The sequence below is a fragment of the Amycolatopsis sp. cmx-11-32 genome, assembly GCF_047608695.1.
Classification (GTDB): Bacteria; Actinomycetota; Actinomycetes; order Mycobacteriales; family Pseudonocardiaceae; genus Amycolatopsis.
The window spans coordinates 714,009-733,417 of sequence record NZ_JADNQN010000003.1; the positions used below are offsets into that span (position 1 = coordinate 714,009).

Annotated in this window: 20 protein-coding genes and 1 tRNA gene; 9 read left to right on the forward strand and 12 right to left on the reverse strand. The window is 63.2% G+C overall.

The window, feature by feature from the left end; all coding sequences use genetic code 11:
• Window positions 1-15: 15 nt before the first annotated feature.
• Window positions 16-384, forward strand: coding sequence for a hypothetical protein (locus ACM6LR_RS12185; RefSeq protein WP_414943761.1), 369 nt, complete (start codon window positions 16-18; stop codon window positions 382-384).
• A gap of 390 nt (window positions 385-774) precedes the next feature.
• Here ACM6LR_RS12185 and ACM6LR_RS12190 read toward each other — a convergent pair whose 3' ends face one another.
• Window positions 775-1,443 (reverse strand): S1 family peptidase, encoded by a 669-nt coding sequence (locus ACM6LR_RS12190; protein ID WP_414942678.1) that lies wholly within the window; start codon window positions 1,441-1,443, stop codon window positions 775-777.
• A gap of 78 nt (window positions 1,444-1,521) precedes the next feature.
• The gene (locus tag ACM6LR_RS12195) at window positions 1,522-2,544 is read right to left on the reverse strand and encodes an LLM class flavin-dependent oxidoreductase (protein ID WP_414943762.1); all 1,023 of its coding nucleotides are present in this window, start codon (window positions 2,542-2,544) and stop codon (window positions 1,522-1,524) included.
• A gap of 272 nt (window positions 2,545-2,816) precedes the next feature.
• On the opposite strand from ACM6LR_RS12195, the gene ACM6LR_RS12200 reads away from it, so the two are divergent.
• Window positions 2,817-2,900: transfer RNA gene (locus tag ACM6LR_RS12200), tRNA-Leu, on the forward strand.
• Here the strand turns inward: ACM6LR_RS12200 and ACM6LR_RS12205 are convergent.
• Genes ACM6LR_RS12205 through ACM6LR_RS12235 form a run of 7 tightly spaced genes read right to left on the reverse strand, consistent with a single transcriptional unit; the run spans window position 2,882 to window position 8,441 of the window.
• Window positions 2,882-4,633 (reverse strand): recombinase family protein, encoded by a 1,752-nt coding sequence (locus ACM6LR_RS12205; RefSeq protein ID WP_414943763.1) that lies wholly within the window; start codon window positions 4,631-4,633, stop codon window positions 2,882-2,884. The genes ACM6LR_RS12200 and ACM6LR_RS12205 overlap by 19 nt on opposite strands.
• Window positions 4,623-4,787 carry a hypothetical protein gene (locus tag ACM6LR_RS12210; protein ID WP_414943764.1) on the reverse strand — a complete coding sequence of 55 codons (165 nt, stop codon included), beginning with the start codon at window positions 4,785-4,787 and terminating at the stop codon, window positions 4,623-4,625. The genes ACM6LR_RS12205 and ACM6LR_RS12210 overlap by 11 nt, the downstream gene beginning before the upstream one ends.
• Window positions 4,784-6,913: a cell division protein FtsK gene (locus ACM6LR_RS12215; protein WP_414943765.1), complete on the reverse strand. Its 2,130-nt coding sequence runs from the start codon at window positions 6,911-6,913 to the stop codon at window positions 4,784-4,786. The genes ACM6LR_RS12210 and ACM6LR_RS12215 overlap by 4 nt, the downstream gene beginning before the upstream one ends.
• On the reverse strand, window positions 6,906-7,607 hold the full coding sequence (locus ACM6LR_RS12220; RefSeq protein ID WP_414943766.1) for a hypothetical protein: 702 nt from the start codon (window positions 7,605-7,607) through the stop codon (window positions 6,906-6,908). Before ACM6LR_RS12220 ends, ACM6LR_RS12215 begins: the two co-directional genes overlap by 8 nt.
• On the reverse strand, window positions 7,604-7,933 hold the full coding sequence (locus ACM6LR_RS12225; RefSeq protein WP_414943767.1) for a hypothetical protein: 330 nt from the start codon (window positions 7,931-7,933) through the stop codon (window positions 7,604-7,606). Before ACM6LR_RS12225 ends, ACM6LR_RS12220 begins: the two co-directional genes overlap by 4 nt.
• A complete protein-coding gene (locus ACM6LR_RS12230) occupies window positions 7,930-8,265 on the reverse strand; it encodes a WhiB family transcriptional regulator (protein ID WP_414943768.1) in 336 nt (111 codons plus the stop codon). The genes ACM6LR_RS12225 and ACM6LR_RS12230 overlap by 4 nt, the downstream gene beginning before the upstream one ends.
• Window positions 8,241-8,441 carry a helix-turn-helix domain-containing protein gene (locus ACM6LR_RS12235; protein ID WP_257487371.1) on the reverse strand — a complete coding sequence of 67 codons (201 nt, stop codon included), beginning with the start codon at window positions 8,439-8,441 and terminating at the stop codon, window positions 8,241-8,243. The genes ACM6LR_RS12230 and ACM6LR_RS12235 overlap by 25 nt, the downstream gene beginning before the upstream one ends.
• 168 nt (window positions 8,442-8,609) lie before the next feature.
• Between ACM6LR_RS12235 and ACM6LR_RS12240 the strand changes: the two genes are divergently transcribed.
• The 3 genes from ACM6LR_RS12240 (at window position 8,610) to ACM6LR_RS12250 (ending at window position 11,038) form a co-directional block, all read left to right on the forward strand.
• Window positions 8,610-8,990, forward strand: a complete 381-nt coding sequence (locus tag ACM6LR_RS12240; RefSeq protein ID WP_093936782.1) for a helix-turn-helix domain-containing protein — start codon at window positions 8,610-8,612, stop codon at window positions 8,988-8,990.
• Window positions 8,991-9,134: 144 nt separating this feature from the next.
• Window positions 9,135-10,691, forward strand: a complete 1,557-nt coding sequence (locus ACM6LR_RS12245) for a transcriptional regulator (protein ID WP_414943769.1) — start codon at window positions 9,135-9,137, stop codon at window positions 10,689-10,691.
• Window positions 10,688-11,038, forward strand: a complete 351-nt coding sequence (locus ACM6LR_RS12250; protein ID WP_414943770.1) for a signal peptidase I — start codon at window positions 10,688-10,690, stop codon at window positions 11,036-11,038. The genes ACM6LR_RS12245 and ACM6LR_RS12250 overlap by 4 nt, the downstream gene beginning before the upstream one ends.
• Here the strand turns inward: ACM6LR_RS12250 and ACM6LR_RS12255 are convergent.
• Complete coding sequence (locus tag ACM6LR_RS12255; RefSeq protein WP_414943771.1) at window positions 11,027-12,499, reverse strand: helix-turn-helix transcriptional regulator; 1,473 nt, start codon at window positions 12,497-12,499, stop codon at window positions 11,027-11,029. The genes ACM6LR_RS12250 and ACM6LR_RS12255 overlap by 12 nt on opposite strands.
• An 836-nt stretch (window positions 12,500-13,335) precedes the next feature.
• Between ACM6LR_RS12255 and ACM6LR_RS12260 the strand changes: the two genes are divergently transcribed.
• Both ACM6LR_RS12260 and ACM6LR_RS12265 read left to right on the forward strand, forming a co-directional pair.
• Complete coding sequence (locus ACM6LR_RS12260) at window positions 13,336-13,686, forward strand: transcriptional regulator (RefSeq protein WP_414943772.1); 351 nt, start codon at window positions 13,336-13,338, stop codon at window positions 13,684-13,686.
• Window positions 13,687-13,885: 199 nt separating this feature from the next.
• Window positions 13,886-14,770 (forward strand): Scr1 family TA system antitoxin-like transcriptional regulator, encoded by an 885-nt coding sequence (locus ACM6LR_RS12265; protein ID WP_414943773.1) that lies wholly within the window; start codon window positions 13,886-13,888, stop codon window positions 14,768-14,770.
• 114 nt (window positions 14,771-14,884) lie between these two features.
• Here the strand turns inward: ACM6LR_RS12265 and ACM6LR_RS12270 are convergent, their stop codons facing one another.
• Window positions 14,885-16,594 (reverse strand): hypothetical protein, encoded by a 1,710-nt coding sequence (locus ACM6LR_RS12270; RefSeq protein ID WP_414943774.1) that lies wholly within the window; start codon window positions 16,592-16,594, stop codon window positions 14,885-14,887.
• 356 nt (window positions 16,595-16,950) lie between these two features.
• On the opposite strand from ACM6LR_RS12270, the gene ACM6LR_RS12275 reads away from it, so the two are divergent.
• Window positions 16,951-18,084 (forward strand): ParA family protein, encoded by a 1,134-nt coding sequence (locus ACM6LR_RS12275; RefSeq protein WP_414943775.1) that lies wholly within the window; start codon window positions 16,951-16,953, stop codon window positions 18,082-18,084.
• 12 nt (window positions 18,085-18,096) lie between these two features.
• Window positions 18,097-18,678, forward strand: a complete 582-nt coding sequence (locus ACM6LR_RS12280) for a HEPN domain-containing protein (RefSeq protein WP_414943776.1) — start codon at window positions 18,097-18,099, stop codon at window positions 18,676-18,678.
• 186 nt (window positions 18,679-18,864) lie between these two features.
• Here ACM6LR_RS12280 and ACM6LR_RS12285 read toward each other — a convergent pair whose 3' ends face one another.
• On the reverse strand, window positions 18,865-19,254 hold the full coding sequence (locus tag ACM6LR_RS12285) for a hypothetical protein (protein ID WP_414943777.1): 390 nt from the start codon (window positions 19,252-19,254) through the stop codon (window positions 18,865-18,867).
• Window positions 19,255-19,409: the final 155 nt, after the last annotated feature.

A 19,409-nucleotide genomic window follows, 5' to 3' on the forward strand; every position in this document is an offset into this window, starting at 1 on the left:
CGGACCGGTCACCAGGTGCCGGAAAACTGGAACGGCACACTGGTGCTGTGGAGTCACGGCAGGTACTCCGTGGCCTATCCGGAGCCGGTTCGGATCGCGCTGGCCGCGTCCCAGTACCGCGCCGTACGCGGCTGGTCGATCGAGAAGGCACTGACCGACCAGATCCGGTTGCAAGGCTGGTTCGGCCGCACGGTCGGCCCGCCCCGCCGGACCATCGCGGCGGGCGAATCGGTGCGGGCGATCACCGCGACCTGCTCGCCGAGCGAAACCCGCGCCGGGCTGATGACCTTCTGCGGCAACCTTCCCGGCCGGGGCCGCGCTCTGGAACTCCGGGCTCGATCTCGGATACGCGCTGCCGCAACTGGCGCGGATCACCGATCCTGAGGCCAACGCGGGCAGGTTCGTCAAGGTGGTTCAGGCCGTCACCGAGAGGGCCGGGCCAGGCAAGCCTTGGCGAACGCGCTGGCCGAGATCCCCGGCTGACTGGACGCCACCCGACCCCGGCCGAAGGACGTCGCGGAGCAGGTTTTCTGGCAGGGCGCCTGGGATCGCTTCTCCCGTGCCGGCGCGCGTTCGGCATCGGCACCCGTCGCGGTGACCGGCGAAAGCTGGCCATCGACCGGCCCTGCCTCACTGAACGCCCAGGCGGGCAAGCTCGCCCCAGAGCACCAGACGATCTTCGACGCCGTCCGGGAAACACCGGTGACGACCGCCCTGGCGTTCGCGCGCCACTCCCCTCCCCCGTATCCGCGGGTCCTGCCCTCCCGACGACCGTCAGGAGGTTCCGGTGAGGAGAGTCAGCCGGTAGGCCGACAGGACCCGGTTGACCGGGAGGAAGTACGTGGTGCCGCCGCTGGAGCAGTTCCCGCTCCCGCCGATCAGCACGCCTTGGGCCTGCGTCCCGCTGACGAACGGCCCACCGTTGTCACCGGGCTCGGCGCAGACGGACGTCCGGGTCAGGCCGGTCAGCGTGCCCTCGGGGAAGGTGATCGTCTGGTTCTTCGCCTGGATGACGCCACACCGCCAGCCGGTGGTCGTGCCGTACTTGCACACCGAGGCGCCGACCGGGGCTTCGGTCGACCCGGTGATCGTCACCCGGCCGTCGGTGGGCGGGATCGATCCCACCAGCCGCCAGTCGGTCGTATTGGTCACCCGGATGACGATCGCGCCGTTCGGCGGGAACTGCGCCGCCGTGACCACCCCGACCACGCGGCCCGCGCTGCGGACGGTGTCACCAGGCTTGCCACAGACGGAACTCGCGATCAAGTAGCCGATGTTCCCCGAGACCGCGGCGAATCCGGCAGTGCACCGAGACGAGACGCTGGTCTGCAACAGGCTCCCGCCCCCGAGCGGAGCGGGAGCGTCCGCCCGAGCCAGGGGTGGCATAGCGAGGCAGAAGGCCAGGACCAGGCCGAGCAGACAGCGGAATCGGGGCAGTCTCATGGGACCCTCCGATGGGCAGGGAATACTTCGATTCTAACCAGGCCCAGCGCCCCTGCCCATCGGCCGAATCGCGCATTCTCAGCGCCAGCCGAGCTCCGGTGCAACGTGAGTGAGGATGCTCTCCAGCACGTGCGCGTTGTACTCGACACCGAGCTGGTTCGGGATGGTCAGCAGCAAGGTGTCCGCCGCCTGGATCGCCTCGTCCCCCTTGAGTTCTCGCACCAGCTCATCCGGCTCGGCGGCGTAAGAACGCCCGAAGATCGCCCTGGTCGTCTCGTCGATCATGCCGACCTGATCACGCGAGTCGCGGTCGCGGCCGAAGTAGGCGCGATCCAGGTCGTTGGTCAGCGCGAAAATGCTGCGGCTCACGGACACCCGCGGCTCGCGCGTGTGGCCTGCCTCTTTCCACGCTTCGCGGTAGGCCTCGATCTGCTTGCGCTGCTGGACGTGCAGCGGCTCACCCGTCTCGTCGTCCTTGAGCGTCGAGCTCTGCAGATTCATGCCCAGCTTCGCGGCCCAGACACCCGTCGCGTTCGAGCTGGAACCCCACCAAATGCGCTCACGCAGTCCCTCGGAGTACGGCTCGAGCCGAAGCAGCCCCGGCGGGTTGGCGAACATCGGGCGCGGGTTCGGCTGCGCGAAGCCCTCGCCGTCGAGCAGCTTGAGGAAGACCTCGGTGCGCTGCCGGGCCATGTCCGCAGCGGTCTCCCCCTCCGCCGGGCCGTACCCGAAGTAACGCCACCCGTCGATCACCTGCTCCGGCGATCCCCGGCTGACACCGAGCTGAAGCCTGCCGCCGGAAATGAGGTCGGCGGCGCCGGCGTCCTCGGCCATGTACATCGGGTTCTCGTAACGCATGTCGATCACGCCGGTACCGATCTCGATCTTCGAGGTCCGGGCACCGATCGCCGACAGCAATGGGAACGGACTGCCCGCCTGCCTAGCGAAGTGGTGCACGCGGAAGTAAGCGCCGTCGACACCGAGCTCCTCGGCCGCGACGGCCAGATCGATCGACTGATGCAGGAAGTCGGCGGCGGACCGGGTCTCGGAGTGCGCGCTCGCCGACCAGTGGCCGAACGAGAGGAAACCAATCTTCTTCACGCCACATGTAAGCGCCCGATGACCGGGTTTGATTCCCCTGCCCCGATGCCGTGTCACGCTCTGACCATCCGTGAATAGTAACCCTATGTAGCTGATGGTCACTTTAGGCTTTAATGGCTCTCGACCTGCAAACTTACGGGCCAACTTCGCCGAACCAGAGGCCCTCACGCTGCCGGTCAGTAACTGATCATTGTCTCAACGTGAGCCGTCGTGACGATACGTACCCCCCTGATTCAGGCCTCCTGGGCGACGTATACTCTCTTCATCAGCAAGTCCGAGTGGCGGAATGGCAGACGCGCTAGCTTGAGGTGCTAGTGTCCTTAACGGACGTGGGGGTTCAAGTCCCCCCTCGGACACACACGTTATCCACACGGGGAGAGGCGGTCACCACGACCGCCTCTTTTTTGTTGTCGTAGAGCACTTGCAGCCCGAGATCCCGGTAGACCTGCGTGATGCGGTCCAGGTTCCGCGAGTTGAGCGCCCGCTCGACATCACCCAGCGAGTCCAGCATGGCGTACACCTCCGCCGCGTCGATCGTGGCCGACTCAGGCAGGTTCTCCAGCTCCTCCCGTGCCGCCTGGCGCTCCGCCTGAGCAAGGTTCATCGCATCCACGAGCGCCGCCGGATCCACGCCAGCTTCAATCGCGGCCTGATGCCGCCGCAACCGCGCCTCTGCGGCCTTTAACCGCTTCTCAACGGTCTCGCGTCCCGTTCCTGACCCACCCGACTGGGCTCCGATCATCGCGGCCACGGTCTCGCCGCGGTTGTCCGGGTCGAAGACCTGGCACAGCCAGGCGTTGAGCGGTGGGATCACCACGTCCTCGCGTAGGTTCACCGTCTTCGGATGATCGGCCAGCACCGGTGACCCCGGCGCCATCGTCCGCGCGATGCACCGGTAGTAGATGCCCTTCCGAATCGCCGCACCCTGCATCTTCCGGGCGCAGATGTCGCAGCGCACCAACCCTTTCAACAGGTACGTGTGCTTGGCCGCAGGCCGTTCGCGATCCAGCTTCGCGATGCCACGCAGTCCACCGGCTGCCCGTGACCGGCGCATGAGCTGAGCCTGCGTGAAGTCCTCAACCGAAACGATCTTCGGATGCGCCGGCTGCCGTGAGCGCACGATGCGGTCGGGAGTCGCGCGCCGGAATCGGACCACATGCCCGGCACCGACGTCGTCAGGGTTCAGGAGCGTCTCGTGCTTCGCCCATCGGCCGAAGATGGCGTACCCGGTGTAGCGCGGATTCTCCAGAATCGATCGCGTCGTGCTGCCCTGCCATCCGTCGGCGAGCCGATGCCTGTTCTGCTCCGGCCGCCGAGCAGAAGGGCACGGGATCCCATCGAGGTTGAGCCCGTTAGCGATCGCTCGATCACCCTTCCCGTCGAGGTACTCGGCGAAGATCCGCTGCACGACCTCGGCAGCAGGCTCGTCGATAGCGAGCACCCGCAGCCGGAAACCCTCCGCAGCCTTCCTGGGGTTCGGATGAGGTCCGCCATCCACGACCACGTAGCCGTACGGGGCACGGCCGCCCTGATGCCGTCCCTCGTTGAGGACCTGCGCATCCATCGCTGCCCTCACGCGGGCCTGAACGTGCTGCCGCTCCGACTCGCTCATGCCGCCGAGCACGCTCATTAGCATCTTGTGCGATGGGTTCCGCGGGTCAAACCGCCCGCCGAGCTCCGGCACCCACAGCTCAACCCCGTAAGCGGCGAACCGTGGGGCTATCAGCGAGAACTGATTGCCGAACCAACATCGGGTGCCCTCGCCGACGACCAGGGCGTTCCACGTCCGGCGCGGATTCTTCAGCTCGGCGAGCAAACGAGATGCCTCGGTCCTGCGCTCCCAAGGCACCGAGCGCGACTGCCCGATGTCGAAGTACTCCGCCACGATCCGGCCGCCGAGCGGCTCGACGAACTTGCGCGCGTTCCCGAACTGCCAGCCTCGCGAGGTCTCCGGATCCTGGTTGTCCTCGGTCGAGCACCGGCCGTAGACCGCAAGCTCTCCGATTCCTTCATCTACCGGGTCCGCGGCTTGGAGCCCCAGAATGTCGTCCAGCGTTGACCACGGGTCATTACTGATTTCAGCCGTCACTGCTTACCCCCTCCGCCGGTCCGTCCAGGACAGGCACCTCGGTCAGCTCGATCAGGATGGCGAGCAATCCGCGTGCGACCGCAGGCGACACAGCAGGCAATCCAGCAGGTAGGATAACTTGAACGCCCTGATTCTTCGAATACTCGGCGCTCATGCCTGATCACCGATGTCTTCCGACGCGTCACCGCTGGCCATGCGGGCTACGGCGCTCTTGATTTCAGCTGTTAGGTACCCGCGGACCTGCCGTGTCTCGCCGCTTTCGGTCGTGATCCGATCCCGCGTCGGCCGACATCCCGCCTCACTCATCTGCTGCGCGAGCGTCATCCGGTCGACCTTCAGCACGTCCAAGAGTTCCGCGGTTGGCACGAACTCGCGGCCTTCCGGGCCAAGGTCGTCCCCGAGGTAGTCGACGATCGACGCGAACGGTTCAGGCAACTCGCCAACCGCGTCACTGCCGCCACCTGCACCGATTTCCTTGACCACCGCAGCGTGGTCGAGCACTGGCGTCACGTCCTGGCCTGCCGCGTGCCCTGTCAACGTTCCGGCCGCTTCCCGCAGCGCCCGGCCCTGCTCGCAGATCGTTCGCCAGTCCTCGTTCGGCATGTAGTAGGTCCGGACGGTCATCGCGAGCACATCGGCTCCGGCCGCGGTATCGCCGTCCGGGCGCAGGATGCCCACGCCTTTGTGCGACGGCAGCAGGCGAGACGAATCGAACCCGCGCGTGTTCATCTGCTCGCCGAGCACGATGTTCGAGTCACGCCAATCCATCACTCGAAGCGCGAACCGCGAGCCGAGCACCGCGCGTAGGCCGGACGGGATCGTCTTCGAGTCCGGCCGCTGCGTCGCCAGTACGAGCACGATCCCGGCAGCCGGCCCCTTCTTCGCCAACCACGTCAGCAACTCGCCGACGTACTCGCCCGCCGTCAATCTCTTCCCCTGCGCCTCGATAGATGTGCGGTCCTCAAGCGGAACTTGGACCTCATCGATGAAGATCGCCGTAATCGGCATGTCAAGCGCCTTATCGCGAGACATCTCCGGGGTGACCTTCGACTCCGGGCACGTCAGGTCATCGAGATCCCGCATCCGCCGAAACCTCGACTGAACCTCTGCGACCAGCTCGGCGAGCCAGCCGATGAGGGCCAGGACATGCTCGGATTCGTCGCCCGCCATGAACCGATGCGCGACCTTGCCGGCCGAGTCCCAGTCCTTGCCCGCCTTGAAGTCCGCGACGTACAGCCGCACCCACGCGTCCAGGATGAGTCCAGAAGCGGCGAGCCTGGCAGCGAATGTCTTGCCCTGCCGTGGAATTGCGCCCACGAGCAGCGACGTCCACACCAGAGGGAGGTCGATCCGCCGATCCCGCGCGTCTCGACCGAAAGGAACCGGGCGCCATGCGTCCCATTGGACCGCCCCAAGCAGCGGCGTCCGTAGCGGTGGCGACGCGTACGGGTCTTCGTCGGCAACCCACATCGAGACCCGGCCAGCGTGACCGCCGTTGCCTCGGACGCGTTCCACGATGAGCTGCACCTCATCGACCGCCAAGGCGGACGCGAGCGCGTCCCGGTTCTTCACGACATCCGCGGCCTTGCGGGTGGCGGGCAGGTCGACTGTGACGGCCCAGCCATCGCCAACCCGCGTTGCCCGCTCGACCAACCTCAGCGACTCGTCCTTGCCGATGAGCTTCGCATCCCGAAACGCGTCCACCAGCACCTGCGGGTCCATCGTCCACGTCAGCGTGCGCGGACCAGCGAGCGCAGGTTTCCGCCCCGGACTCCCGTCCTTACGTCGACCGAGAATCGCCAAGGCGACCGATGCACCAGCCCCCGCGATCCACAGTGGATCGGCGCCGTACAGGAGATCCACCATCGCGACCGCCAGAGCGACGACGACGAGTACCAAGCCCGTGACTTTCCAGCGGAACAGCGTCAGCCCGCGAATCTCGGTAAACTTGTCGGCCAGTTTTTCGGACTCCTCCGCAGCAGCCCGGTAGTCCCGCACCGTCACCCAGCCACGCCACCACCGCACACCGACCACCACCCCGCGGACAACCGCCCCGAGGAAGCGCACCGGTGACATGACCAGCCAGACAACCGTGTCCTTCGCGGCCTGAACCGCTTGCGGTTTGCTCTTGAGCCACAACGGCACGCGTTGCGAGTGCAGCCACCGCATCACCAGCCGGTTGCGACGTGTACGGCGACGTGGTTGCGGCAACGTGTCATCGACCAGCTCGCCAACCAGCACGGGATCTGCCTTCACTGGCAGTGCGCCCGACTCAGTCATCGGCCACCTCCGCGCGCAACGCACGTGCCAACCGCGGCGACAACCCGCGCGAACATCCGGTCGCCTGCCGGATCCACGCCGGCGTGACGTCGACATCGGGTGTCCAGTGTCGCCGAGCGTCGGCCAGGTAGTCGGCGAACAGCTTCCGGCGCCCGGCGTTCATGGACTCGCCCTGAACACCTCGCCGTTCACCAGCAGCCACGACGGCAGCATCGGTCAGCTTGTCGCGCAGATCAGTGATTGCCTCGACCGCGGCGAAGATGACCAGCGGAGGCACCGAGTGCAGGACGATCGCCGCTGGATCCCCCTCCGCATAGGACGTCCACGTGTTCATGACGTAGGTAGCGGCGAGCGTGAACCACTTCGCCCGCCGAACCCATCCACCGGTGCGAACCTGGTACCGGGCAGTCACCTGCTCCGCGCGAAGGATCGCTAGTAGTACGAGGGACACAGTCGGATCCAGGACCCACGCAGCCAGCCACGGCAGCGACCACGGCTGAGTCCCTGTCGAAGCGAAGGTCTGAACGTTCGTCATCGTGAACGCCAGTCCGAGGACAATCCCCGTCCAGCACATCCAGTCGACCTGCCGACGTACCCGCTCGATTCGGAGCGCCACAACGTCCGGATCGGTCTCGTACGCCCGAACCTCTGCGGCTTCGGCCGCGTCCTGGGCCAGCCGTTGCGCCCGTGTCATCGGCGACCACCCCGCTTCGAGGTGTCGACGGTCGTCACGGTCATAGCGCGAGTCAGCGCATGGGAGGCGAACAGCGCGGGCAATCCGAGCACTGCGAGGCGCAGCCACGTGCTACTCGGATGTGAGATGACGACCCACTGAACAGCCACGATCAACCCAGCGTTGAAAAGCACGCGGCCGGTCAGGGAGACCAGACGTGCTCCACTGCGTGTCTTCTCCGCCGCGGCCTTCGCCCGGCGAGCGCCGGCTCGCCAAACCCAGAGCAGCACAATCAGCACGCCGACCCCGGCGAGTATCTGCGTTGGCGTCAAGGTGAGGCCACTCATCGTGCACCTCGCTCGATCCGTTCACCGCGCCGAAGCCAGTGCGGATGAAGTTCCCGACGATCGTCGTCGGTCATCCCGCCCCAGATACCTGCCGTGTCCGTCCCGGCTGTACGCAGCTCCAGTTCCAGACACTCGTCCCGGACCGGACATCCTCCGCACAGTCGGTCGGCGAGCTGCTGATCGGTCTGCGCCGGCGGCGGTTCGCTCTCCGCCGAAGGCCACATGCAGACCCCTTCGCCGGTGACGATGGCGGTCAGGACGTCCGAGGGGATCCACCGCAGGCGGTCCAGCCGCCACGCGATCCCGATCAGCCGGAGGTCATCGGCGTGCATGCCGCACCTCCGCCCTGCTTCGTGGTGCCGAGCAGCCGAGCGAGTTCGGTCGACGACACCCGCAGACCGGACCGCGAGCGAGTCGCCCGCAGCTGTCCAGTACGGATCGCCCGACTCACAGCCGAGCGCGGAACACCCAGAATCCAGGCGGCCTGCTGAATGGTGTGGAAAGTCATTTGCGAGTTCATAAGAAAGACCAATCTGATGATTTCAAGACTATGTTGTTGATTTCAGCGCTTCGAATGGCGCGTTCATCCGACGCGCCGCCGCTAATGCGCTAGGCGACGCGATAAAAGCTCGATGAGCCGCTAATCTCAGCGCTGAGGCGGAGCGCGGAGGGATACGTGTCGGAAGACTGGGCGGCAGTCGCGAAGGCGATCAGCATGCGCGTCAACGAACTCGGCTGGCGGCAACGCGAGCTGGCCGAGCGGTCGCATGTGTCGCAGGCGATCGTGCGCGAGTTGCAGCACCACACCGTGGAGCGTCGACGGAGCGCCCGCACGCTCGAAGCACTGTCGACGACATTGGGCTGGCACCCGCAGCATCTGTTGGCAGTTCTGCAAAATCGCACTCCGCCGCACCCGGACGAGCCAGCCGACGATGGGCATGACCTCTGGCCTCGACTGGATGCGCTCGAGCAGCGGTTGGCGGAGCTCACCGAGCGTCTCGAAGACGTTCAGTCGAACCTCGCGATCGTGGTCGAGCATGTCCGCTCGAAGCGTTGAAGGCGGGCGACTCGGGCTGGTGATCCAGGTGATTTCCATACCTAGAATTCAAGACCGAATCGGCGCACGATCCCATGCACAACCAGTGCGGAGGCACTGCACAACCACTGCATATCCGCTGTACATCGCCTTTTCGGCGCGCCGATGAGCCGGGCCAACGAATGGACCGGCCGATCAGCGTCGGCACTTCAAGCCGCACTCAGGCTGAGCAATGAACGGTTCGCCGAGAAGCTGGGCGTTGCCGCTCGCACCGTGGCGTCATGGCACAAGAAGCCGGGCCTGGTGCAGCAGTCCGAGATGCAACAAGTGCTCGACACCGCGTTCGAGCAAGCGTCGGAGGCGGAGCGTGCGCGCTTCGCCGAGCTGGTCGGCGAAGCGCCGACCGCTCAGGCGGTATCGGACACCACTGAGGACGAGCGACTCACGGCTGATCCACACATCGGGGCAGCTCTCGAATGGCTCGATCGCTCGGCCCGCTGGACTCCCGGCACGGCCCGCCGCGCGGTCGCTGCGCGCGTAGCCGACGTGACCGTCCAAGACCTCCACAACCGCGGAACCCGTCGTAGTTGGGTGAGTCAGCGGGAGGTCGTCGACGCTCTCCGCCAGTACTACGGGCATCAAATCGAGAGTCACGGCCTGTACGGCGGGCGAATCGGCGCTGACACCGTGAACACCAGCGTCCTGACCTGCGCCGATTGGCTGGATGTGGCCTGCGAGCTGCGGCCAGAGCAAGAGCGGTTCACGGCGACGAACACCCGACCGGATGCGAGCCTCGAACTCGATGAACGCGCGGCGGATCTCGCCGTTCAGCGCCTGGCGGAGACGCTGGCCATGAACACCCGCCTCGTGAACAGTCCGATCTACCGCCTGCTCGGCACGGACATCCGCAAACACCAGCTCGGCGGCTCGTTCGGCGTCACTCACTTCGCGCACTACGCGCTGACGATGGACCTGCTCGAAGGCGAACTCATGGACGCCATTGCGGCCGGCTCATCCTCCATGCCACTTCGCGACCGACACCTACCTGACCTTCGATCGGTGCTCGACGTCGCCAACCGGCTCTGCGCGGGAGGCGTACTCGCGCTCACCGCCATCGCTCGGCCGGCTGATCCATATCGGGGCGACACGGACTACCTGCTGCTCGTCCAGGAACGCTCAGGCCACGTTCTGAACGCCGCGCGACGGCTCGCAGTGATCCCAAAGGGCTTCCACCAGCCACTGACCGACGTCCGCCGGGACGCTCAGGTGGGCGCGACGCTCCGGCGAGAGTTGGAAGAAGAGCTGTTCGGACGCCCGGACATCGACAACACGCTCGGCGAGATGCTGACAGCGGACCCCATGCACCCGGCACGCCACTCCGAACCGATGCGCTGGCTGACCGAGCAGCCAGGACGGCTGCGGATGGAGTCGACAGGTTTCGGCTTGAACCTGGTCAGCGGAAACTACGAATTCGCCAGCCTGATCGTCATCGACGACGAAGAATTCTGGCAACGCTACGGCGGCATGGTCGAAGCGAACTGGGAATCGGCAACACTTCGCCAGTATTCAACTACCGATACAGATCTCGTCACCGAGCTACTCAGTGATGTAACGTGGAGCAATGAGGGTCTCTTCGCGATGATGCAAGGCCTAAGGCGCCTGGCGGAAATCGGAGAAGAACGCGTGAAGTTACCGTCGATCGAATGGGAGTTCAGCAAGTGAGCGACGGCTGGACCGCCGGAAACGCCAACGAAGACGCAGCTGACACCCGCGGCTGGCTAGTCGGACACTTCATCGACCCGTCCCAGGGCGTACGTTCGTCGAAAGACGTAGAAGTCAAGTGGGCCAACCATCCTGCAGGCGACAAGCGCCCAGAGTGGACATCCGACGACCAACGGATCACGCTCGTGCTGCTCATCTCCGGCGAGTTTCGCGTCGACGTCGCCGGCGGCGGCAAGACCATGACCCGGCAAGGCGACTATGTCATGTGGGGGCCAGGAGTCGACCATTCATGGGAAGCTATCGCGGACTCGGTTGTCATGACCGTGCGCTGGCCTTCAGCGACATAGTTCAACACTGTGAACTGCCAACCGATCGCCGCCAATTTCAGCGAGTCGCCGCAACCCCTGGAGCAGTGCAAACAAACCTTCGTTGCTCCACGATTCGTCGGCAATCAGTCCGCCGAGAAAATCGCCATCGAGCGTCGAATACGAGCGCAACTCAGCCGACTCCCAATTTGCCTCGACCTCGCCGCCGAAGCGGGACCAGAACTCTTCGTCGTCGATGACGACCAAGCTGGCGAACTCGTAGTTCCCGCTGACAAGGTTGAGGCCGAACCCGGTGCACTCCATCCGCAGTCGTCCCGGTTGTTCGGTCAGCCACCTCATCGGCGCGGACAGCCTGTGAGGGTGCATCGGATCAGCTGCTCGCTGGCTGCCCGCGGTGTTGTCGACGTCGACCCGTCCGAACAGCTCATTCTCCAGTGCACGCCGCAGGGTTGCGCCGATCCGGGCATCCGCGCGGTGATCAGTCGATGGCCGGTGGAACACCTTCGGGATCACGGCCAAGCTGCCAGCTGCGTTCAGCACGTTCCTGGACCGCTCCTGGATGAGCAGCAGGTAGTCGCGACCACCGCGATACGGATCCGCGGGCCGAGCGATCGCGGTCAAGGCAAGCACGCCGCCCGCGCACAACCGGCCGGCCAGGTCGAGCACCGTCGCGACGTCCGGCAAGTACTTGTCCCGCAGGGGCGCGTGACCAGGACATATGCCTCTGCCTGCCACCAACATCTCGGACAACTCGCGCTCAAGCAGATCCAAGGTCAAGGCGTACTCGACGAAGGGCACGACGTCCAAGCTGCCCGCTAGAGCGCCACCGCCCACATCGAACTCCGCCAGACGGTAGATCGGCACATCAGCCACCCGAACGCCGCCTTCAGCCGCTTCGGCGAGTCTTCCAACGGCCGCGTTCTCGTTGATGCCGCAGGAACGGCTCTCGAGGCCAGGTCGCAGAACCAGCTGATCGTTCTCCGGCGTCAGCTCACAGCTCAAGTCCAGCCACTCTGACCGACTCAGAATGCTGGTCCGAACTTCTTTCTCTCCGTAACGCGCCTGGTAGAGCGCGTAGCCAGCAGAAAGCTCCCCGTAGTAGCTGGCCAACGCGTCGGCAGCTTGGCTCCGATCGACCCGTGGTCCGCGACGCCCGTCTGGCGACACACGTGCCCCTACCCGTTCACGCGTAGTGCCAGGGTTCCAACCCACACGACGATCCAGCCAGCTGAACGCAGGTTCAAGCTCATGCGGCAAATCAGCCGTCGGCGAGCCGTCGATCAGCACGCGCAACTCTTCTTGGGAGCGTCCCAACACTCTCGCCAACTTCGGCCGCTGGAACGGCAGAGGCGCGAAATCGCCCGCTTCCCAGCGGATAACCGTCCGGCGATCGACGTCCATGATCTCGGCGAGCTTCTCCTGACTCAGCCCCGCAGTCTTACGAGCTGAAACCAGCCCATCACGTCGCCGGACGCCGATCATCGAACACCTCGCACTGCTTGACTTGCAACTCAGCATATCAGCCATATATGCAGGTGATGCCGATGTATGCCACCGCTCTGTCACCAAACTCCGACACTTCCGCCCTGGCCTCTCTCCGTTGATCCAACTTTGATGATTTCAACACAACGGACGGACTCAGGAGCGGTCGAGATGAGCGGCACAAGCAGGTCACGGCGTCCCCGTCTCTACGTTCGCTGGTACCGCTGCACAGGCGACAGCCTCGATCACGCCGTCACCGATGAAGCGTTCGCACAGGGGCTTGAACTCCAAGAGGGCAGTTACCTGGCGGTCTGCGGTCATGTCGTCCTCATCGGCTCGTGCCTCGCACCGCCTGGACCTCCATGCGTCGCGTGCGTCGCGGTGCTCAGGATCCTCAACCGCCCCATCAACCCCACGGCTGAGCCCGGACGACGCCGGAAGGCTCACCGCTGGTGCTGTCTCTTCGGCCGCCATCAGACTCCGGCCGTCCCGCAGTCGCGCCCACGTCAACGCGCGCGTGCTACCCCCGAGCAGGACGGCCGGACCATTACGTCGGTGGACGCGGGACGGCACCGCGCCCACCGTTCACGATGTGCAGCAGGGCGCCTGACGACGGACCAGCTGATCACCGCGCCACCGCCCGGCCCCGTGGTTGAGCCCCGATATTCCGCGCGCCAGCTCCCTGGCGGTGGTGTCGCACCGCAGAGCACAGCCACGCACCGCGGCGACCCCTTCGCCCCTGGCGCATTTGAGCTGCCTAAAAGCCCAGTCGGCTCGTCCTCAGCGCTCCGCGTCTGCAGCCCTGGCTCTGCCGCACCGGCGGACGGCGAGCGGTAATGCAGCCGGAACGCCCTGCGGTTCCGTCCTCTCACCGCGACCTCGACCCGCTTCTCCTCTTGCCGATCCGGCTGTTCGTGATGTGCCTTCTCGCTGACCTGCACTGGTGCGAAGACGCGGTTCTGGCGAACGCTCTGCGTGTCAAGCCGACCGTTGTCGCTCTCCACGTCGAGCGCCTCGCCGCGGCCGGCTACGTGTCCGTCCGGGTCGCAGGTCGCCGCACCAAACTGCGCCTCACCCCGCTCGGACTCGACCGACTGACCGCACACGTAACCGCACTCCAAGCGGTCGCCAGCACAGCCGCGCAACTCGTCACTTCACGACACGGCGCTACTCGTTCGCCGACGTGACGGCTGACCGCTACCTCTCGAAACCGCCCTTCCCAGAGCCGATTCACGGCCGACGTGACGGGTGCGAAGCAAGCCGACACAGCTGTCACACACGCTGTTTCCGCACGTGGGCCGCTATCTCGTGCCGTCACAGCGCCTGTGACGACCTCATGCCCTCGCGGGACAACCCGCCTCCCGCAACGACCTTGAGCAGGAACCTGTGAAAGCGAAGAAGACACCGCAGCTGTCGACTGCCAAGCAGAGGGAACTCGGCGCTGAGCTACGGCGAATCCGCATGCGCGCCGGCTACCTCGCAACCGACATGAGCCGCATGCTCGGCTGGCCCGCCTCCACCATCTCGCGCCTGGAAAGCGGCCTCCGCAACTACCAAGCCGGCGACATCGCCATCTACCTCGCCCGAGCGAAAGCAACCCCCCGCGAACTCGACGACCTGGTAGCCCTAGACCGCCTCCCCGACGACGGCTACCAGGTCAGAAGCCACCCCATAGGCTTCCCCGACGACCTTCCACTCGTCAAAGTGCTCGACACCGGCAGCCAGTCCGTCACGTCTTATGCCCCCGTCGAAATCCCACGGCAACTCCAGATCCAGCCCTACATACGCGAAGCTCTCACCAGGGACGGGCGTATCAAGGGCGGTCCCGCTCTCGATACGCCAGTGCACACACGACTCGCCAGCCAGCCCACATCCCTTCGGATGCCAGGCCCCTTCACCTTCTACATGCACCAGACCACGCTTGAGCTACCCTGCCAAGACTTCACACTCGCGCACGAACAGCTGCTGCATCTCCTGCTTGTGTCATCGCTACCGAACTTTCGCATTCATCTCGTTCCCGCCGATTCCATTGTCCCTGATATCCGCACAGGGTTCACGATCTATGAACACGATCAACACCGTCCGGTGCTCCACCTCCAGCAGCTCACTACGAGCCTCTTCCTGGAAAACGACCGCGATGTCTCGTCCTACGCTGAACTGGTAGAGCGCATCGCCGATCGGTCTCTCACTCGTCAACAGACCCGGGACTGGCTCACCGAGCACCTAGCCAGCCTCGAAACAGCAATGACAATCCGGCCTCGGCTTCGTTGAGGAAGTATTCGGGAATGAGGCATTAGCAAGTTGGTGTTGCGGTACGGCGCCCATACGGGAGTCGGAAACGACCTGGCGATGCTCATTCCGTATGACAGAACGTCACTTATAGATTTATGGATTGCGCCGAAAGATTGTTGTTCGATGCCACGCGAAGTAGGGTTCGGAACCTTCATTGTGGGACGAGCATCGGCGGCCTTGGAATAACTTGATGCGATCAACGACCGCGGACGGCAAGCTCTCGATGTCGTCTGCAGTGCAGATGTTTCCGACCGAATCAACACTGATCCATCCTCTCTCGTAGAGAGCGTCACAGCCGAAAACGCACGCAAGCATCGCAACGTTCTCCAGGTCGCGCCGTTCGGCCTCGGTGCACGTTGCACGGCGCTTCACATGTGCCGCGATCAGGAACTGAATGGGGTAGTCGTCACCGCAGAGGGCACATGGCGCAATTCTCCGTCCGGCGGCGAGCGCATCTCTGAGCCGGTCCTGCTCTCGACGAAAGAGTGCCTTCCGGAAACCGTCTGTGGGACTGGCGTCGTAATCGGCTAAATCGTCGGCCACGGTCTCGACGCTGACTTCGGTTAGGCTGACGGCAGCCGGATCGCGCGTAACTTGAGCTTGCGGCAGCGTTGCCAACACAGCGCCCACGAATTTACTGCGATACCCGATTTCCTCCACCGTGACGCGCACGCTCCCGCTCGCGATCAGCAGGTCCAGGCCGTGCTGCACCTCCCGCAGTGGCACCGGTTGCCCCCGAGCGGAGCTTTTGGTGCGGACCAGCACCGCATCGTCGGACATAGCCAAGACCACGTTGGCCTCCCCTGTCACAGTGGCGATCTCCATCCCAACCAGCGGGCGCAATACGTCCCGTGCGCGAGGGGTCCGCCGGGCAAGGCTGGCAAGTCCCAGCACACTGCCCAACCGATCGATGTCGACTCGGCTGGGCAGGTACTCATCGACGAGAAACCCGACGATGCGGTCGCGTGTAGCAGCGTCCGCGAGGACACTGGCCGCAGGCTGTGTGAAGCCGGCCGCCGCATTGGCGTCGCTCGACGTTGGCACGTCCGCGATGCCGTGCACCTCCCACAACCGTGCAGACCTGCCCAGATGCCAGAATGGGTATTGCGGCGTCACACGCGAGCCGACACCGCCGAACTCGGATAACAGTGTGCCCACCTCACGCTTGAATTCTGGCCACCGCGTCAGCCGCGCTTTGCCCCCTGCGATCCGGCTGATTGCCCACAATAGCGCCAACGGCTTGTGCAGACTCGAATCTCCGCTGGACGTCCGGTACCTGTTCAGCCCCATGACGTCAGCAAGCAGATCGTCTGCCTCGTAGCGACCAGTATCAGCGCTATTGTCGAGTTTCCCGGTGCTCAGGTACAGCTCCATCGCCGCGGCGTCAGCCGGAGCCCAGCCCGGTGCCGCGACCCGCAGCATGATCCGCTTGCGGTTGTTCCCTTCCTTCGCCGCCCCTGGACGAAGCCCCACTCGTCCCTGAGCCCTCGTCAAGTCCAGCCGTAGTCTTTCGAGATCAGCGATCCCGGCAAGGTCCACTGGTTCCTTGATCAGCGCTCGGTCGACTTCGGGCCGGTCCGCAAGCTGAGCCGACGCCACTACCGCCGTAAGCACGACCGCGTCTAAACCCTGTAACCGAGCGAGCAGCAGCCTCAATGCCGGTACGTAGTCCGAGTTGCGAGGGACAGCAGTTCCGGGTCGACGACCACCAGCACTCTCCAGCACCACTGCCAGTTGCCCTGCGTCCTGAACCACCGAGAACTCGGCGTTCAGAGTCTCATCGTCATCACTGTAGGTAAACACCACAGGACTATCCCACGCTTCACCGACTATTCTGAGCACTCGGCTCCGCCCCACCGTGACGCAGGCAGGTTCAACCCACGAGCGAGCAACCGAATCTCCTTGAGATCGGCTCGTACCATGTTTACAGAACCGTCAGCCTTGCCCTTGGACACACCTACTCCGACGCAGGGATCTGTCCGACGAACGGGCGCCTTCGAGTCGAAGATCCGCTCGTGCACGAGCAGAACATACTTCTTCCCTACTTGATTTGAGCCGCAGATCTCAGCGCAAGGGTCTCGATGTGGCATCGGAGTGTAACGAACCTGACGACTGCTACGACTCTGTGAGCGAAAACCGCCGAGCAGTCAGGAATCCAAGTGGCGAAAATAATTTCCATGTTTAGTCATAAAGGCGGAGTAAGCAAGACAACCACGGCATTCAACCTGGGATGGATGCTAGCTACCCTTGGACACAAGGTCATACTTGTCGATGCCGATCCGCAATGCAATTTAACGGGCGCCAGTCTGGGTTTAATTAATTCGTGGCCTCCTGACGGACCCTACTTTGGCGAAACTAATGAGCTAGATGAGGAAGAATTTGGAAAAATACAGAACGAGACCAGGGACTTTTTTACGGAAAACCTTGATCGAACCTTGTATGGATCGCTAAAACCAGCGTTCGAGTCCGAGCCGGTCATGCTTGAGCCAGTTGACTGCTTTCCTATATCCGAGAGGCCGGGTCTTTATCTTCTGCCCGGCCATTTGCAATTAGGCGAGTATGAGGTATCCTTGAGTATTGCCCAGGAGATGTCGGGATCCCTTCTTCCACTTAAGAATGTTCCCGGCGCAATCAACTATCTCCTCAGGAAGACTGCGGAAAATATTGATGCCGACTATGTCGTAGTAGACATGAGCCCCAGTCTTGGATCCCTAAACCAAAACCTAGTTGCCATTAGTGACCTACTCGTCGTGCCGACAACCCCAGACTTCTTCTCGATTATGGCCCTCAAGTCTCTTGCTCGCGTACTTCCACGTTGGCATAAATGGGCCGAACGTGCGAGCGAGAACGAGGTCTTGAGGACTGCAACTTATGCATTTCCTAAGCCGAATCTCAAGTTCGCCGGCGCCGTCATTCAACGCTATCGCCTGTACAGGAAAGCGACCAAGGAGGACCTTTTCGGTACGCCGACTGGACCGTTTATGCAGTGGATTGAACGAGTTACCGGATCGATAGATCAGGACCTATTTCCAGCCTTGGCCTCGGCTGGCCTAACTTTCCCGGAAGAGGTTTACCAGAGCGCCGGAATGTCGGGTCACGTATTGGCTCGGATTCAGGAATTCCATAGTCTTTTGCCCAAGTCGCAGGAGCATAGGGTTCCAGTGTTTGCTTTGCGCTCTGAGCATTTAGGGACTCAGGGAGTGGTTCTCGCTGGATCCCAGGCGCAGATAGAAGTTTTCAACGCAATTTTTGAGAATTTCGCTAAGGGCGTCGAATATCTGGCTCGACAGTGAGGGGGCTGTGAGATGGCCTTGCCAGGTCCCGTCGGGTTGTTCGGCGATCTGATGAAGCGCGTTGAGAACCTCCGCGCGATTGGCGAAGTCGCTGGGATTAACGATGACGACTCAGAGTCGATATTTCGTGCCTGCATAGTGCTGTCTGTCGCAGCGCTAGACACATACATGCACGAGAAGGCTTCTGAGATTTTTTTGACATCCGCGACAGCTTCGACATCAATCATGCAGAGTGTCTCCAGTTTTCTCAATCTGACTTCAGCGAGAATAGCTGCACCAGATGCACCTAGCGCTGTTCGGTATCACTTATCGTTCAAGACCTTGGCTACCCCGAATGCCATTGATCGATGCATGACAGCCGCAGGATCTGCCGCTGATGAAATATGGAAGAAAATTGCGATGGACGCAGGGACGCGCGAAAATCGAATTAGAACATCGCTTGAACTATTTGTAGACCGGCGCAATCAAATTGCTCACGAGGGCGACTGGGATCCATCGCTGCTAGATTACCGCCACATTTCTGTAACACATGCCCTGGACTGTCGAAGAATCGTGGAGACAGTTGTTCAGGGTGTTGATAAACACTGGATCTAGTTGAATTTACCTGGGCCGGGCGGGAAGACCTGCCTGAACTGGGCATGCCAGTTACGTCGTTGATGCGCCCTACAATTTGACGGTCGAACAAGTTGTCAAGTTGCAGCAGTCTTCGCGTGAAAATTTATCGAACACGCGGATACACATCGACTTTTTGGACGATTGCCGCAATGGACCGCGACGACACTAGTCTCGCTGATTCAAGTGCCAAAGCACACGTAAGACCAGATAAAGCTCAAGACCGTCGACAGCAAATCCAAATGTCTTACCCAAGCTGTCAAGCCACTGCGGAGCTCCGAGTTGCATTACGGCGCCCAGTTGAAGCATAATCAACAAAAGCAGCGATGGAGCAGCCTTTCGAAGGCTACCTGGAACTCTTACCCGAATAATCTCGGTCGGCCCGTCAAGAGCACCTTCGTGAGGCATCGAAAAATCACCGAAGTCGCTTGAGTCTAGCTGCCCGGAAAGCATCTGCCAGTTTAAAACTTGCTGCGCCGCCAAGGCAGTTGCTGTCTTTTCGGCGGCCTTGAAGCCCGCCGAGCCAACATCAGCCTTGACATCGAACAGGCTCAACATCGAGCCGGGCGCACCAGACCTCTCTAGGAGGGTTGGCCCCGCCATTGAGGCAAGCGCTGGTCCCGTGGCTGCTCCTAAGCCGACATCGCGCAACACTGAATGCATCCCTGCGAACTGGCTCGCCGAGGCCACTGCAGCAGCACACCCGCCGAACC

Bases quoted from the DNA above. Each gene is read 5' to 3' on its own strand.
- ACM6LR_RS12245 (WP_414943769.1), top strand. From the start codon at position 9,135: ATGAGCCGGGCCAACGAATGGACCGGCCGATCAGCGTCGGCACTTCAA.
- ACM6LR_RS12220 (WP_414943766.1), bottom strand. From the start codon at position 7,607: ATGACACGGGCGCAACGGCTGGCCCAGGACGCGGCCGAAGCCGCAGAG.
- ACM6LR_RS12190 (WP_414942678.1), bottom strand. From the start codon at position 1,443: ATGAGACTGCCCCGATTCCGCTGTCTGCTCGGCCTGGTCCTGGCCTTC.
- ACM6LR_RS12285 (WP_414943777.1), bottom strand. From the start codon at position 19,254: ATGTTGAGCCTGTTCGATGTCAAGGCTGATGTTGGCTCGGCGGGCTTC.
- ACM6LR_RS12255 (WP_414943771.1), bottom strand. From the start codon at position 12,499: ATGATCGGCGTCCGGCGACGTGATGGGCTGGTTTCAGCTCGTAAGACT.
- ACM6LR_RS12235 (WP_257487371.1), bottom strand. From the start codon at position 8,441: ATGACTTTCCACACCATTCAGCAGGCCGCCTGGATTCTGGGTGTTCCG.
- ACM6LR_RS12230 (WP_414943768.1), bottom strand. From the start codon at position 8,265: ATGCACGCCGATGACCTCCGGCTGATCGGGATCGCGTGGCGGCTGGAC.
- ACM6LR_RS12280 (WP_414943776.1), top strand. From the start codon at position 18,097: ATGGCCTTGCCAGGTCCCGTCGGGTTGTTCGGCGATCTGATGAAGCGC.
- ACM6LR_RS12210 (WP_414943764.1), bottom strand. From the start codon at position 4,787: ATGAGCGCCGAGTATTCGAAGAATCAGGGCGTTCAAGTTATCCTACCT.
- ACM6LR_RS12260 (WP_414943772.1), top strand. From the start codon at position 13,336: ATGCAGCCGGAACGCCCTGCGGTTCCGTCCTCTCACCGCGACCTCGAC.
- ACM6LR_RS12225 (WP_414943767.1), bottom strand. From the start codon at position 7,933: ATGAGTGGCCTCACCTTGACGCCAACGCAGATACTCGCCGGGGTCGGC.
- ACM6LR_RS12215 (WP_414943765.1), bottom strand. From the start codon at position 6,913: ATGACTGAGTCGGGCGCACTGCCAGTGAAGGCAGATCCCGTGCTGGTT.